The organism is Micromonospora sp. S4605, assembly GCF_003176715.1.
In the GTDB taxonomy this organism is placed as follows: Bacteria; Actinomycetota; Actinomycetes; order Mycobacteriales; family Micromonosporaceae; genus Micromonospora; species Micromonospora echinaurantiaca.
The window spans coordinates 1-13399 of record NZ_QGSW01000141.1; the positions used below are offsets into that span (position 1 = coordinate 1).

At 74.0% G+C, this 13399-nt stretch carries 14 protein-coding genes and 1 pseudogene; 7 read left to right on the plus strand and 8 right to left on the minus strand.

Annotated features, from left to right (window positions below; translation table 11 throughout):
- Both DLJ47_RS09895 and DLJ47_RS09900 read left to right on the plus strand, forming a co-directional pair.
- The coding region (locus DLJ47_RS09895; RefSeq protein ID WP_146228062.1) for an aminotransferase class V-fold PLP-dependent enzyme at positions 1-577 on the plus strand (577 nt) is incomplete at its 5' end.
- Complete coding sequence (locus DLJ47_RS09900) at positions 574-807, plus strand: sulfurtransferase TusA family protein (RefSeq protein WP_088992672.1); 234 nt, start codon at positions 574-576, stop codon at positions 805-807. The genes DLJ47_RS09895 and DLJ47_RS09900, both read left to right, overlap by 4 nt.
- Before the next feature lie 75 nt (positions 808-882).
- Here the strand turns inward: DLJ47_RS09900 and DLJ47_RS09905 are convergent, their stop codons facing one another.
- From DLJ47_RS09905 to DLJ47_RS09915, 3 genes are all read right to left on the minus strand, one after another.
- On the minus strand, positions 883-1860 hold the full coding sequence (locus DLJ47_RS09905) for a carbohydrate kinase family protein (protein WP_088992671.1): 978 nt from the start codon (positions 1858-1860) through the stop codon (positions 883-885).
- 243 nt (positions 1861-2103) lie between these two features.
- Complete coding sequence (gene erpA, locus DLJ47_RS09910) at positions 2104-2472, minus strand: iron-sulfur cluster insertion protein ErpA (RefSeq protein WP_088992670.1); 369 nt, start codon at positions 2470-2472, stop codon at positions 2104-2106.
- 208 nt (positions 2473-2680) lie between these two features.
- Entirely contained in the window at positions 2681-3820 is a 1140-nt protein-coding gene (locus DLJ47_RS09915; protein WP_109899756.1) for a glycerate kinase family protein, read from the minus strand.
- Positions 3821-3888: 68 nt separating this feature from the next.
- On the opposite strand from DLJ47_RS09915, the gene nadA reads away from it, so the two are divergent.
- From nadA to DLJ47_RS09930, 3 genes are all read left to right on the plus strand, one after another.
- Positions 3889-5088, plus strand: coding sequence for a quinolinate synthase NadA (gene nadA, locus DLJ47_RS09920; protein ID WP_109899761.1), 1200 nt, complete (start codon positions 3889-3891; stop codon positions 5086-5088).
- Between the two features lie 205 nt (positions 5089-5293).
- Entirely contained in the window at positions 5294-6649 is a 1356-nt protein-coding gene (gene murA, locus DLJ47_RS09925) for a UDP-N-acetylglucosamine 1-carboxyvinyltransferase (protein WP_088992669.1), read from the plus strand.
- A 73-nt stretch (positions 6650-6722) separates the two neighbouring features.
- Positions 6723-7322: a DUF3043 domain-containing protein gene (locus DLJ47_RS09930; RefSeq protein ID WP_109899757.1), complete on the plus strand. Its 600-nt coding sequence runs from the start codon at positions 6723-6725 to the stop codon at positions 7320-7322.
- Between the two features lie 199 nt (positions 7323-7521).
- On the opposite strand, the gene DLJ47_RS09935 is transcribed toward DLJ47_RS09930, so the two are convergent.
- Positions 7522-7830 carry an AzlD domain-containing protein gene (locus tag DLJ47_RS09935; RefSeq protein ID WP_109899758.1) on the minus strand — a complete coding sequence of 103 codons (309 nt, stop codon included), beginning with the start codon at positions 7828-7830 and terminating at the stop codon, positions 7522-7524.
- Positions 7824-8741: an AzlC family ABC transporter permease gene (locus tag DLJ47_RS09940; RefSeq protein ID WP_233257748.1), complete on the minus strand. Its 918-nt coding sequence runs from the start codon at positions 8739-8741 to the stop codon at positions 7824-7826. The genes DLJ47_RS09935 and DLJ47_RS09940 overlap by 7 nt, the downstream gene beginning before the upstream one ends.
- A gap of 65 nt (positions 8742-8806) precedes the next feature.
- Here DLJ47_RS09940 and DLJ47_RS09945 point away from each other — a divergent pair, with 65 nt between their 5' ends.
- The gene (locus DLJ47_RS09945; protein ID WP_109899762.1) at positions 8807-9367 is read left to right on the plus strand and encodes a helix-turn-helix domain-containing protein; all 561 of its coding nucleotides are present in this window, start codon (positions 8807-8809) and stop codon (positions 9365-9367) included.
- Here DLJ47_RS09945 and DLJ47_RS09950 read toward each other — a convergent pair.
- From DLJ47_RS09950 to DLJ47_RS09960, 3 genes are read right to left on the minus strand one after another with little or no spacing between them, the layout of a single operon-like run.
- The gene (locus DLJ47_RS09950; RefSeq protein ID WP_109899759.1) at positions 9313-10323 is read right to left on the minus strand and encodes an ABC transporter ATP-binding protein; all 1011 of its coding nucleotides are present in this window, start codon (positions 10321-10323) and stop codon (positions 9313-9315) included. The genes DLJ47_RS09945 and DLJ47_RS09950 overlap by 55 nt on opposite strands.
- The gene (locus tag DLJ47_RS09955) at positions 10320-11159 is read right to left on the minus strand and encodes an ABC transporter permease (protein ID WP_233257749.1); all 840 of its coding nucleotides are present in this window, start codon (positions 11157-11159) and stop codon (positions 10320-10322) included. Before DLJ47_RS09955 ends, DLJ47_RS09950 begins: the two co-directional genes overlap by 4 nt.
- Positions 11152-12003, minus strand: a complete 852-nt coding sequence (locus tag DLJ47_RS09960) for an ABC transporter permease (protein WP_109899760.1) — start codon at positions 12001-12003, stop codon at positions 11152-11154. The genes DLJ47_RS09955 and DLJ47_RS09960 overlap by 8 nt, the downstream gene beginning before the upstream one ends.
- Before the next feature lie 264 nt (positions 12004-12267).
- On the opposite strand from DLJ47_RS09960, the pseudogene DLJ47_RS09965 reads away from it, so the two are divergent.
- Positions 12268-13399: pseudogene (locus DLJ47_RS09965) on the plus strand (hypothetical protein); the annotation flags it as partial.

A 13399-nucleotide genomic window follows, 5' to 3' on the forward strand; every position in this document is an offset into this window, starting at 1 on the left:
CACCACCGCCGGCAGGTTCAGCGCGCACAAATGGGGCGGGCCGGCCGGGGTGGGGCTGCTGGTGGTGCGCAAGGGCACCCGCTGGGAGTCGCCCTGGCCGGCCGACGAGCGGGAGTCCGGCCGTACGCCGGGCGCGCTGAACCTGCCGGCGGTGGTGGCGGCGGCGGCGAGCCTGCGCGCGGTGGCGGCCGACGCGGCGGCCGAGGCGGCCCGGCTGGCGCCCCTGGTCGACCGGATCCGGGCCCGGGTGGCGGCCGAGGTGCCGGACGTGGAGGTGGTGGGTGATCCCGACCACCGGCTGCCGCACCTGGTCACCTTCTCCTGCCTGTACGTCGACGGCGAGGCGCTGCTGCACGCGCTGGACCGGCGCGGGTTCGCCGTTTCGTCCGGTTCGTCGTGCACCTCGTCGACGCTGCGCCCGTCGCACGTGCTGGAGGCGATGGGCGTGCTCTCGCACGGCAACGTGCGGATCTCGCTGCACCGGGAGACGACCGAGGCGGACGTGGAGCGGTTCCTCACCGAACTGCCCGGGATCGTCGCCGACCTGCGGGCCGAGGCGGGGGTGGTGGGGCTGTGACGGCGCCCCGGGAGGTACTCGACTGTCGCGGGCAGCGCTGCCCGCTGCCGGTGATCGCGGTCGCCCGCCGGCTGCCCGAGCTGCCGGTGGGCACCGTGGTCCGGGTGCTGGCCGACGACCCGGCGGCGGCGGTGGACATCCCGGCCTGGTGCCGGATGCGCGGTCACGAGTTCCTCGGCAAGGTCACCGGCGACGACGGCCCCGCCTACGACGTGCGCCGCCAGCACTGACCCCGGAACGCGGCACGCGGCCGGGGCGGGCGTCGTACGCCCACCACGACCGCGTGCTCGACGGCGGCGGCCCGGTCAGGGCAGCAGGTGGGGGCGCACCTCGTCGGCGGCGACGTCGCCGTACGACTCGGCGAGCCGCTTGACGAACAGGTCGCGCCGGACCTGGTACTCCTGGGTGCCGACGGTCTCCAGCACCAGGGTGGCCAGCAGGGAGCCCACCTGGGCGGCCCGCTCCAGGCCGAGGCCCCAGGAGAGCGCGGTGAAGAAGCCGGCGCGGAAGCCGTCGCCGACGCCGGTCGGGTCGACCGCCTGGGTCTCCCGGGCGATCGGCACGTGGATCGGGTCGATGCCCCGCCCGGCGATCTCCACGCCGTGCTTGCCCAGCGTGGTGACCCGGATCTTGACCCGGTCGAGCAGCTGCTCGTCGCTCAGGCCGGCCTTGCTCTGCAGCAACGACTTCTCGTAGTCGTTGGTCATCAGGTAGTCGGCGCCGTCGATCAGCGCGATGACGTCCTCACCCGGCATCCGGGCCAGCTGCTGGGACGGGTCGGCGGCGAACGGGAAGCCGCGCTCCCGGCACTCGGCCGAGTGCCGCAGCATCGCCTCCGGGTCGTTGGCGCCGACCAGGACCAGGTCGAGCCCGCCGAGGCGGTCGGCGACCGGAGCCAGTTCGATGTTGCGCGCCTCGCTCATCGCCCCGGCGTAGAAGGACGCGATCTGGCACATGTCGGTGTCGGTGGTGCAGACGAAGCGGGCGGTGTGCGCCACCTCGCTGATGTGCACCGAGTCGCAGTCGACGTTGTGCCGCTCGAGCCACGAGCGGTAGTCGGCGAAGTCCGCCCCGACCGCGCCCAGCAGCACCGGACGCAGGCCGAGCTGACCCATGCCGAAGGCGATGTTGGCGGCCACCCCGCCCCGGCGCAGCACCAGGTCGTCCACCAGGAAGGAGAGGGACACCTTGTGCAGCTGGTCGGCGATGAGCTGGTCGGCGAAGCGGCCGGGGAAGCTCATCAGGTGGTCGGTGGCGATCGAGCCGGTCACCGCGATCTTCATGTCAACCCTCAGGGTCGGGAGCAGGGCGCGGGTCAGCCTACCGGCCGCCGCAAGGCCGGGCGACCGCACGGTTGCACATCGGCTACGGCCAGGTGACGCCACCGTGGCCCATCAGGCGTACCGCCGTCGGCGGGCGCCGGGCGGCGGTCGCACGGTTGAACGCCCCCGCCCGCCGACCGCCCCGCAGACGACGGCGGGGCCGCCCCTTCCGGGACGGCCCCGCCGTCGGTGCTCGGAGTCGACTCAGCTGAACGAGTCGCCGCAGGCGCAGGAGCTGCCCGCGTTGGGGTTGTCGATGGTGAAGCCCTGGGCGTCGATCCGGTCGGCGAAGTCGATGGTGGCGCCGGCCAGGTAGGGGGCGCTCATCCGGTCGACGACGACCTCGACACCGTCGTAGTCGGTGACGATGTCACCGTCGAGGGAGCGCTCGTCGAAGAAGAGCTGGTACCGCAGGCCGGAGCAGCCGCCCGGCTGCACCGCGACCCGGAGCCGCAGGTCGTCGCGGCCCTCCTGCTCGATCAGGGCCTTGACCTTCTGCGCCGCGACGTCGGTGAGGACGACGGAAGTAGGGGCCTTGGCCTCGGTCGACTCGGTCTGCGCTGGCGTGGTCACGTGGAATTCTCCCTGCGCGCGTTCGGTGTGGTCGTCCCGACCAACGTCACCCGCCGGTCAGCGATTCCCACAGTGGTCCAGTTTTTGATTGTAGGCCGCCGCAGGCCGGGTCACCCGGCGGTGTGACCTCGGGCCTTCCCCGCGCGGCGCCGGTCACACCCTGGTCACCGGCTCCGGTGACCCCCGGTCGGGCTCCGGTCGCGCCCGGTCAGCGGCTCCACTGCCGGGCCAGCCGGGCGCCGAGCTCGCGCAGCCCCTCGGCGGGCCGGCTCAGCGCGGCGGCCAGGCCACCGCGTTCCTCGCCGCCGAAGTGCTCCACCAGGCTGTACGCGTCGGTCACCCCGGCCGCGGCGGCCTCCCGGCGGCCGGTGCTGACCTGGCCGGCGAGCACCACGCAGGGCAGGCCCCGGTCCCGGGCCGCGCCGGCCACCCCGGCGACCACCTTGCCGCGCAGCGACTGGTGGTCGAACGAGCCCTCCCCGGTGATCACCAGGTCGACCCCGTCCAACGCGACGTCCAGGCCGGTGGCCCGGGTGACCAGGCCGATGCCCGATTCGCACCGGCCGCCCAGGGCGAGGATCGCCGCGCCGAGGCCGCCGGCCGCCCCACCACCGGGCAACGCGCCGAGCTGCGGCGGGCAGCCGGGCAGGTCCCGCTCCAGTACGGCGGCGAAGCGCTCCAGCGCGGTGTCGAGCAGCAGCACGTCGGCCCGGTCGGCGCCCTTCTGCGGGCCGAACACGTTGCTGGCCCCGTGCAGCCCGAGCAGTGGGTTGTCCACGTCGGTGGCGGCGACCAGCCGGGCGCCGCGCAGCCGGGGCGCGCCGTCGAGGGTGGCCACGGCGGCCAGCCCGGCACCCCCGTACGGCAGGGCCAGCCCGGCCTCGTCGAGCGGGGTGACGCCGAGCGCGGTGAGCATCCCGGCGCCGGCGTCGTTGGTGCCGGAACCGCCCAGCCCGATGATCACCGTCTGCGCGCCGGCCTCCACCGCGGCGGCCACCAGCAACCCCAGCCCGTACGAGGTGGTGGCCTTCGGGTCCCGCTCATCGGCGGTGAGCAGGTGCAGGCCGCACGCCTGGGCGCTCTCCAGCCAGGCGGTCGACCCGCCGTCGGTGAGCAGGATCTCACCGGCCGCCGGACGGCCCAGCGGGTCGACGGTCGGCACCGGCACCCGCCGCCCGTCCAGGGCGTCGGCGAGCACGTCGAGGAAGCCGGGACCGCCGTCGGCCAGCGGCCTGATCAGCAGCTCGTCGGCCTCGGCCACCTCGCGCCAGCCGGCCGCCACCGCGGCGGCGACCTCGGGGGCCGGCAGCGTGCCGGCGAACTTGTCCGGACAGAGCAGCACGCGCATGCCGAGCAGTGTGGCAGCCCACACCGGCGGAGGCCGCGCCGAGGCCACGCTGTGGGACCATGGGGTACGTGACTTCGACCTGGGTAGAACCCTCCAACACCGCCACGGCGCTGCTGCTGCTCGGCCGGGGCAGCGACCCCGCCACCGAGCGTGGCGTCGAGTGTCCGGGCGATCTGCCGGCGCCCAGCGACCCGGACCTGGTGGCCCGGGCGGCGGCGGCGAAGGCGAAGCTGGGCAGCAAGGTGTTCGTGCTGGGCCACCACTACCAGCGCGACGAGGTGATCCAGTTCGCCGACGTGACCGGCGACTCGTTCAAGCTGGCCCGCGAGGCGGCCGCCCGCCCGGAGGCGGAGTACATCGTCTTCTGCGGCGTGCACTTCATGGCCGAGAGCGCCGACATCCTCACCTCGGACGCGCAGCAGGTGGTCCTGCCCGACCTGGCAGCCGGCTGCTCGATGGCCGACATGGCGGTGCTGTCGCAGGTCGAGACGGCCTGGGACGTGCTCACCGAACTGGGCATCGCGGAGCAGACCGTCCCGGTCACGTACATGAACTCCTCGGCGGACATCAAGGGCTTCGTCGGCCGTAACGGCGGCGTGGTCTGCACCTCGTCCAACGCCAAGCGGGCCCTGGACTGGGCCTTCCAGCAGGGTTCGAAGGTGCTCTTCCTGCCCGACCAGCACCTGGGCCGCAACACGGCCGTGCTGGAGATGGGCTTCTCGCTGGACGACTGCGTGCTCTACGACCCGCACAAGCCGAGCGGCGGGCTCACCCCGGAGCAGCTGCGGGACGCCAAGATGATCCTGTGGCGCGGGCACTGCTCGGTGCACGGCCGCTTCACCCTGGACAGCGTCAACGACGTCCGGGAGCGGGTACCCGGGGTCAACGTGCTGGTCCACCCGGAGTGCCGGCACGAGGTGGTCACCGCGGCCGACCACGTCGGCTCGACGGAGTACATCATCAAGACCATCGAGGCGGCCCCGGCCGGCTCGGCGTGGGCGGTCGGCACCGAGCTGAACCTGGTCCGCCGGCTGGCGCTGGCCCACCCGGACAAGCAGATCATGTTCCTCGACCGGGCGGTCTGCTACTGCTCGACGATGAACCGGATCGACCTGCCGCACCTGGTCTGGGCGCTGGAGGAGCTGGTCGCCGGTCGGGTGGTCAACCAGATCACCGTCGACCCGGACACCGCGCACCACGCCCGGGTGGCGCTGGACCAGATGCTCGCCCTGCCCGGTGCGGACACCCCGCCGCCCGGCACCCGTTGATCACTATCGGTAGTCGCCCTTTTACGGAATTGGGTCGGATCACCGAAAAATGCCCCCAGGGGCGAAGTGACCGGGTCCATTTTCATCACTGAGGGCTATGCTGCCGGGGCGACGACGCACGCGGCCCGTTTCGACCCGTCCGCGTTCCGGGTAGCGATGACATCGTGAGCCCCACCATCTACAGCACCGACCGCTGGAGGTTGCGTTGACCGACGACGTCCTGGTCGTACACGGAGGCACTCCGCTGGAAGGGCGGATCCGCGTGCGCGGCGCGAAGAACCTGGTTTCCAAGGCGATGGTCGCCGCGCTGCTGGGCGACAGTCCGAGCCGCCTGTTCGACGTGCCGAAGATCCGTGACGTCGAGGTCGTCCGCGGCCTGCTCGGCCTGCACGGGGTCAAGGTGACCGACGGCGACGAGGACGGCGAGCTGGTCTTCGACCCGGCGAACGTGGAGAGCGCCAGCACCGACCAGATCAACGTGCACGCCGGCTCCAGCCGGATCCCGATCCTGTTCTGCGGGCCGCTGCTGCACCGGCTCGGCCACGCCTTCATCCCCGACCTGGGCGGCTGCCACATCGGCCCGCGGCCGATCGACTTCCACCTCCAGGCGCTGCGCGAGTTCGGCGCCACGGTCGACAAGACCCCCGAGGGGCTGCACCTGTCCGCGCCGAACGGACTGCACGGCACGAAGTTCGCGCTGCCCTACCCCAGCGTCGGCGCCACCGAGCAGGTGCTGCTGACCGCCGTGATGGCCGAGGGCGTCACCGAGCTGCGCAACGCCGCGGTGGAGCCGGAGATCATCGACCTGATCTGCGTCCTGCAGAAGATGGGCGCGATCATCAAGGTGCACACCGACCGGGTGATCGAGATCCAGGGCGTGCCGAAGCTGCACGGCTACACCCACCGGCCGATCCCGGACCGGATCGAGGCGGCCAGCTGGGCCGCGGCCGCGCTGGCCACCCGCGGGCACGTGGAGGTGCTCGGCGCGCAGCAGGCCGACATGATGACCTTCCTGAACATCTTCCGGTCGGTCGGCGGCGAGTACGAGGTGACCGACAGCCGGCCGCCGCGGCTGGGCGACCCGGGCCAGGAGGGCGGCATCCGGTTCTGGCACCCGGGCGGCGAGCTGAAGTCGGTGGCCCTGGAGACCGACGTCCACCCCGGTTTCATGACCGACTGGCAGCAGCCGCTGGTGGTGGCGCTGACCCAGGCGCGCGGGCTGTCCATCGTCCACGAGACGGTCTACGAGCAGCGGCTCGGCTACACCGAGGCGCTGAACTCGATGGGCGCCAACATCCAGGTCTACCGGGACTGCCTGGGCGGCACCCCGTGCCGCTTCGGCCGGCGCAACTTCAAGCACTCCGCGGTGATCGCCGGGCCGAGCAAGCTGCACGCCGCCGACCTGGTCATCCCCGACCTGCGGGCCGGGTTCAGCCACCTGATCGCGGCGCTGGCCGCCGAGGGCACCTCCCGGGTGTACGGCGTCGACCTGATCAACCGGGGCTACGAGGACTTCGAGGCGAAGCTGGCCGACCTGGGCGCGCACGTCGAGCGTCCGTAACCTCCCTCACTGCCGACCGCGCCCGGTGCACCGCGATGTGCACCGGGCGCCGTCGGTTGGCTACCCTTTCCGCGTGCCGTCGCTGTTTCGCCGCAAGTCCACCGACCTCGTCGACGAGGCGGTCACTCAGGTGACCCCCGAGGACGAGGCCACCGCCACCCGTCCCCGGGGCTACACCCCCGCCAAGGGACGCGAGACGCCGAAGCGGCCGACCGCCGGCCGGCGTCCGGCCGGGGCCACCAAGCCGATGACCAAGGAAGAGCAGCGGGAGCACCGGCGCAAGCTGCGGGCCGAGGCAGCGGCCGAGTTCCGGCGCGAGGGCGGCCCGCGCGACCGCGGCCCCGAGCGGCAGCTGGCCCGCAACGTCGTCGACTCCCGGCGTACGGTCGGCACCTGGTTCTTCGGCGGTGCGCTGATCGTGCTGATCGGCTCGAACGCGGCGATGCCGCCGGTGGTCCGGCTGGTGTCGAACATCCTCTGGGGCGCGCTCGCCCTCGGCGTGGTGATCGACTCTTTCCTCATCTGCCGCAAGATCAGGAAGCTGGTCCGCGAGCGCTTCCCGAACACCGGGCAGCGGATGGGCTCGCTCTACCTGTACGCGATCATGCGCTCGATCACGTTCCGCCGGATGCGCGCCCCGGAGCCCCGGGTCAACCTCGGCGACCCGGTCTGACAACGACGGATCCGGCCCCTCCCGCACCGCGGCGAGGGGCCGTTCCCGTTCCAGCCACCCACCGCCCGCTCGGGCGGCACCTCCGCCTCCCGGGATGGCAGATGGTTTGGGTGCAGCTGTTGTCACTGGGGCGACAACAGCTGCACCCAGTCCGTGCACAGCCACGGGGGCGGAATGTCGCGCGCCGGCGGGAGGACCGTTACGGCACGCCGAGCAGGCGGAGCAGGGCGGTCGTCGCGGCGGCGGCGACCACGACCAGCACGAACGGCGCCCGCCGCCAGGCCAGCAGGGAGCCGACCAGCACCCCCGCCGGCCGGGCCCAGCCGGCGAACGCGCCGGCCTCGGTCAGCGCGGCGGTGGCCGCGAGCGCGGCCAGCAGGGCGGCGGCGCCGACCGGCAGCAGCCGGCGGGACCACTCCGGCAGGTCGAGCCGGTCGCGCAGCAGCACCCCGGCGACCCGGAAGCCGTACGTGCCGGCGGCCAACGCCAGGATCACCGCGATCAGCACGACTTCCCTCCCGTCCGGCGGACCGGGCCGGCGGTTCCGACCCCGCGCCCGGCGTCCGGGATCGGGGCGGGCGTCACCCCGACCTCCCGGACGCCGGTAACGGAACCGGTGAGGGAGGTCGGGCTGGAGGTGCCCCCGGCCTCCCGTCCACCGGTTCCGGATCCACCCCGGCCGGCCCGGCGGGTGTCCCGGGTCGGGGCGGGCGTCGCCCCGGCTTCCCGGTCGCCGGTGCCGGCCCCGGCGCGGACGGCCCGTACCGCCAGCACGGCCGGACCGGCCAGCGCGAGCAGCACCGGCAGGCCGGCCGGCAGCAGCGGGGTGGTGAGCACGGCCAGCACCGCACCGGCCAGCGCCATCCGGCGGGTCTCCCGGTCGCGCAGGCTGGGCAGCAGCAGCGCGATCAGGCCGGCCGGGAAGGCGGCGTCCAGCCCGAGCACGGCCGGGTCGCCGGCCACCCCACCGGCCAGCACGCCGAGTACGGTGCCGAGGTTCCAGGTGACGAAGAACAGCACCGCGGCCAGCCAGAACGCCCGGTGCCGGGCCGGGCCGGCGGGCTGGGCCAGGGCGAACGCGGTGGCCTCGTCGGTCATCAGGTGGCTGCCGAGCAGCCGTTGCCACAGCCGGCGGCCGAGGCTGTCGCCGAGGGTCAGGCCGAACGGCAGGTGCCGGGCGTTGAGCAGCAGACCGGCCAGCACGGCGGCCAGCGGGCTGCCCGCCGCCACCAGCCCGACCGCCATGAACTGGGCCCCGCCGGCGAACACCACCACGGACATCGCGACGGTGGCCCAGCCGGGCAGCCCGGCGGCCACCGCCACCGCGCCGAACGAGGCGCCGACGGCCACCATCGCCGCCCCGATGGCGGCGACGTCGCGGAGTACCCCGCCGTCGGCTGTTCGTTGTACCGTACGCATGGTCCACCATGATGAACGGGAAAAGCGTGGTCGTCAAACCGAACAAACAGACCGACGGAGCGAACATGGCCGCCGTACCGGCACCCCCGCTGGCCACCATCGCCGCCGCCATCCGCCGCGAGCGCGAGCGGGTCGGCGTCTCGCTGACCGAACTGGCCCGGCGGGCCGGGATCGCCAAGTCCACCCTCTCCCAGCTGGAGTCGGGCGTCGGAAACCCGAGCGTGGAAACCCTCTGGGCGCTCGGCGTGGCGCTGGACGTGCCGTTCAGCCGGCTGGTCGAGCCGCCGAGCCCGGCCGTCCGGGTGGTCCGGGCCGGCGAGGGCCCCCGGATCCGCTCCGAGCACGCGGACTTCGCCGGGACGCTGCTCAGCGCCGGGTCGACGCACGCCCGGCGTGACGTCTATCTCCTCGAACTGGAGCCCGGCACGGTCCGCAAGGCCGAGGCGCACACCCCGCGCAGCATCGAACACGTGGTGGTCGGCGCCGGGCGGATGCGGGTCGGCCCGGAGTCCGACCCGGTGGAGCTGGGCCCCGGCGACTACGCCACCTTTCCCGGCGACGCCCCGCACCGCTACGAGGCGCTGGCCCCCGGCACCTTCGCCGTGCTGGTGATGGAGCACCCCTGACGCTCTCGGCGGTAGAGCCGGGCCACCACGTCCTCGATGTCCGCCTCCACCACCGAGACGTCGCGCAGCGCGCCCAGCCCGGCGAGCCCGGCCACCACCTCGGCCACCCGCGCCGACTCCAGTGCGAACACCAACCGGTGCCCGTCGTTCTCCACCCGGTGCAGCGACGCCCCGGGCAGCACCGGCGGTTCGGGCACGGGGGCGTCGAGGTCGGCCACCACCAACCGGCGGGAGCCGTACCGCTCGTGCAGCGCGGCGATCGACCCGTCGTGCACCACCCGGCCGTGGTCGATCACCACCAGCCGCCGGCAGAGCCGTTCGATGTCGGCCAGGTCGTGGGTGGTCAGCACCAGCGTGGTGTCGCCGACCCGGCCCAGCTCGGCCAGGAAGCCACGCACCGCCTGCCGGCTGACCACGTCGAGGCCGATGGTGGGTTCGTCGAGGAAGAGCACCTCGGGGCCGTGCAGCAGGGCGGCGGCCAGCTCGCCGCGCATCCGCTGCCCGAGGGAGAGCTGGCGGACCGGGACGTCGAGGAACGCGTCCAGGTCGAGCAGTTGCCGGCAGCGGCGCAGCCGGTCGGCGTGCGCGCCGGGCGGCACCCGGTAGATGTGCCGGAGCAGATCGAAGGAGTCCCGCAGCGGCAGGTCCCACCACAGCTGGGAACGCTGGCCGAAGACCACGCCGATACGCAGCGCGAGCCGGGTGCGCTGGGCGACCGGGCGCAGCCCGCAGACGCGTACCTCGCCGGCCGAGGGCGTCAGCACCCCGGTGAGCATCTTGAGCGTGGTGGACTTGCCGGCCCCGTTCGGTCCGATGTAGCCGAGCATCTCCCCGCGCTCGATCCGCAGGTCGATCCCGTCGACCGCGGTGACCAGCCGCTTCTCGCGGCGCAGCCGCCCGGCCCTGACCCGGACGGTGAACTCCTTGCGCAGTGCCTTCGTCTCGATGACGCTCATGACCCCGTACTCCGATAGTGGCGGACGCCGAAGCGCCAGGCGGCGGCGGCGATCGCGGCGGCGAGCAGCGCGACGCCCGGCGCGGCCCAGCCGACCCAGGCCGGCAGGCCGAGCGGGTCGGCCCGGCCGAGCAGGGCCAGTGCCGGGTGGTAGCCGACGAAGGCGAAACCCAGGCCGTACGCGAAGAGCGCGCGGAACCACCCGTCGTAGACGGTGATCGGGTAGGCGGTGAAGTCCCGCCCACCGTAGGTGACCGAGTTGGCCAGCTCACCCGAGTCGACCCAGAAGAAGGAGACGGTGGCGGTGGCCACGAAGACCGCGCCGAAGAAGACCACCGCGGCCAGCGGGGCGAGGACGACCAGCAGCACCCGCGCCCCGGTCCACTGGATCCCGGCGGAGCCGACCGCCACGACCAGCACGGCGAGCCCGAAGACCGCCCGGGACACCTTGCGCAGCGGCAGGTCCATCAGCAGCAGTTGCGGCAGCGTGCCCAGCGGGCGGAGCAGCACGGCGTCGAAGAGCCCGGTACGCACGTAGCGCGGCAGCCGCTCGATGTTGCCGACCAGCAGGTCCGCGAGGGCGAACGCGCTGGTGGAGATGCCGACGATGACCATCGTCTCGCGCAGCGTGAAGCCGCCCAGCTCCCGGGTCACGCCGAAGACGACCAGCACGGTGACCACGTCGAAGACGGTGGACCCGACGTTGCCGACCAGGTCCACCACGAACGACGTCCGGTACGCGGTCTGCGACCGGGCCTGCGCCCCGAGCAGTGCCCGGTACGCGGCCAGCGCGCCGCCGGTGCGCGCCGACACGGTCGGGCCGGCGCGGTCAGCCACCCTGCACGACCAGTCGCCGTTCGGCCCGGCGCTGCACCAGCCGGCAGGTGACCAGGACCAGCACCGCCCAGCCCAACTGCACGGCGACCAGGGCGAGCTGGGTGCCGGTCGGATCCCGCTCGACCAGCACGTCCAGCGGGGTCTGCAGCAGGCTCGGAAACGGGGTGCCGAGCCAGAGCAGCAGCTGGAGCCACTCCGGCAGGAAACGCAGCGGGAAGTAGAGCCCGGTGAGCACGCCCGAGACGAGCGTCCAGAGGATCACCGGGCCACGCACGTCGTGCAGCCAGTACGCGGTGGCGTTGACCAGGTAGCGGCAGCCGAAGCAGAGCATCACGGCGACGAGCGCGGAGAGCACGAACAGCGGCCAGGTGGCCCACCGCTGCGGCACGTGCACCGGGAAGAAGAGCGGGCCGACCAGCACCGGCGGTAGCAGCCGGGCCAGCGCGGCGTAGCCGGCCCGGCCCAGGTCGGCGGCGAGGTAGCTGGTCACCGGGTGTACCGGGCGGAGCAGATCAGCGGCGACCTCACCGGTGCGGATCCGGTCGGCCAGGTCGGTCCATCCCCAGAGGAGGATGACGGCGAGCAGACCCTGCCCCATCCAGACGAAGGTGGCGAGCTGGGCCCGGTCGTACCCGGCCACCGTGCCGGCCGCGCCGACCGCGGCGAGCAGGACGTAACAGCGGAGGAAGCCGAAGACGCAGTTGGTGACGACGCCGGCCACCGCCGCCTGACGGTAGGTGGAGTATCGTCGGAAGCCCGATCCGGCTATTGCCCTGAATGTCCGAAACCATAGGATAACGTTTGAGGCGGCAGGCGGTGCCACAGTGGCGGTGAGCGAGCCCACGCCGCTACCCTCCTTTCCGCAGCCACGCCGTGCCGGAAGGGGCGACTTTACCGGCCGACGGGGTGCCCAGCGCGACAATTTCCAACGAGGTGACATCGCCGTGAGCGAGCGGACGCGAGCCGGCCACCGGGACGCGGCCGTGAGCGAGCGGACGACCGGCGGTGACCCCGGCATGACCGCGCGTGCCCGCGCCGGCGACAGGCCATCCGGATGAGCCGCGGCTACGCGGACCGGTGGCACGATCCGGCGGAACCGTCCTGGGTCGTGGAGCCGACCACGGAGTGGCACCCCCAGTTCCCCGGCCAGCGCTATCCCGGCGACATCGGCATCCAGCACACCCCGCCGCCGGCGCCCCGCGGTCGGGCGGCAGTGGTCGGCCGCGCCGAGGTGCCGCCGCTCGCGCCGACCCGCTCCGACGGGACGTACCTGGGCCGGTCCTGGGAGGACGAGCCGGACGGCTGGGACCGGCACCGGGGTCGCGACGGACGACGGTACGACGACGACCCGTACCGCCCGGGACGGGGCGAGCCCGGGTGGCCCGACGACCGGCAGCGGCCGGCCCCGAACCGGCGGGACGAGCACGCGGTTGCCCCGTACGGGGTCGATGGCGGTCGCGCCGCGCCCCGCGACCACGACCGGTACGACGACCGCGCGCCCCGGCAGGAGCCACCCGGCCGGGGACGCTCCGGCGTCGCGCCCGTCTCCCCCGCCAGCCAGTCGGAACCGGGCTGGCTTGCCGAGCCGGACGAGGACCTGCCGGCGCGCCGGCCGGCCGCGCACGACCGGTCGTCCAACGGCCACGAGCAGCGACCGGCCGAGGGCACCCGCCGGCCCCGCTACCAGTGGGACCGCGCCGGTGACGAGCGCGAGCGGCCGCCGGCCGAGCAGCGTGACCGGTTCACCGGCGAACGCCGGCCCGCCGACCACCACGAGCGGTACCCCGCTGAGCGCCCCGACCGGTTCCCCGCCGAGCACGAGCGGTTCGCGGCCGAGCAGCGCGAGCGGTTCGCGGCCGAGCGCCGCGACCGCGGACCGATGGACCGCGCCGCGCAGGCCGGCCGCTGGGAGCGCCCGGACCGGGGCGCCGAGCGGCCGTACGACGACGCCGAGCGCCGCCTGCCCGAGCGGGACGAGCACCGGCGGTCACGCGAGGCCGCCGCCCGGGCCGAGCCGTACCCGGACCGACGTCCCCGGGAGGAGGTCCGCCCGGAGTTCCACCGCGAGCCACCGGGCCACCCGCCGGCGCGCCCGGAGGGCGGCCTGCCCTGGCCTGCTCCCGGACCGATGCGCCCCGGGTACGACCGGAGCCCCGGCCACCACCCCGACCCGCGGCCCGAGCGCCGCCGGCCGGCGGAACCGGCCGGCCCGTCCCGGGGTGACCGGTACGACGCCGCCC

Excerpts from the sequence above, each read along its gene's own strand:
- DLJ47_RS09905 (WP_088992671.1), bottom strand. The coding sequence starts at position 1,860 with ATGAAGATCGCGGTGACCGGCTCGATCGCCACCGACCACCTGATGAGC.
- DLJ47_RS09915 (WP_109899756.1), bottom strand. The coding sequence starts at position 3,820 with ATGCGCGTGCTGCTCTGTCCGGACAAGTTCGCCGGCACGCTGCCGGCC.
- DLJ47_RS09940 (WP_233257748.1), bottom strand. The coding sequence starts at position 8,741 with ATGCGTACGGTACAACGAACAGCCGACGGCGGGGTACTCCGCGACGTC.
- DLJ47_RS09945 (WP_109899762.1), top strand. The coding sequence starts at position 8,807 with ATGGCCGCCGTACCGGCACCCCCGCTGGCCACCATCGCCGCCGCCATC.
- DLJ47_RS09950 (WP_109899759.1), bottom strand. The coding sequence starts at position 10,323 with ATGAGCGTCATCGAGACGAAGGCACTGCGCAAGGAGTTCACCGTCCGG.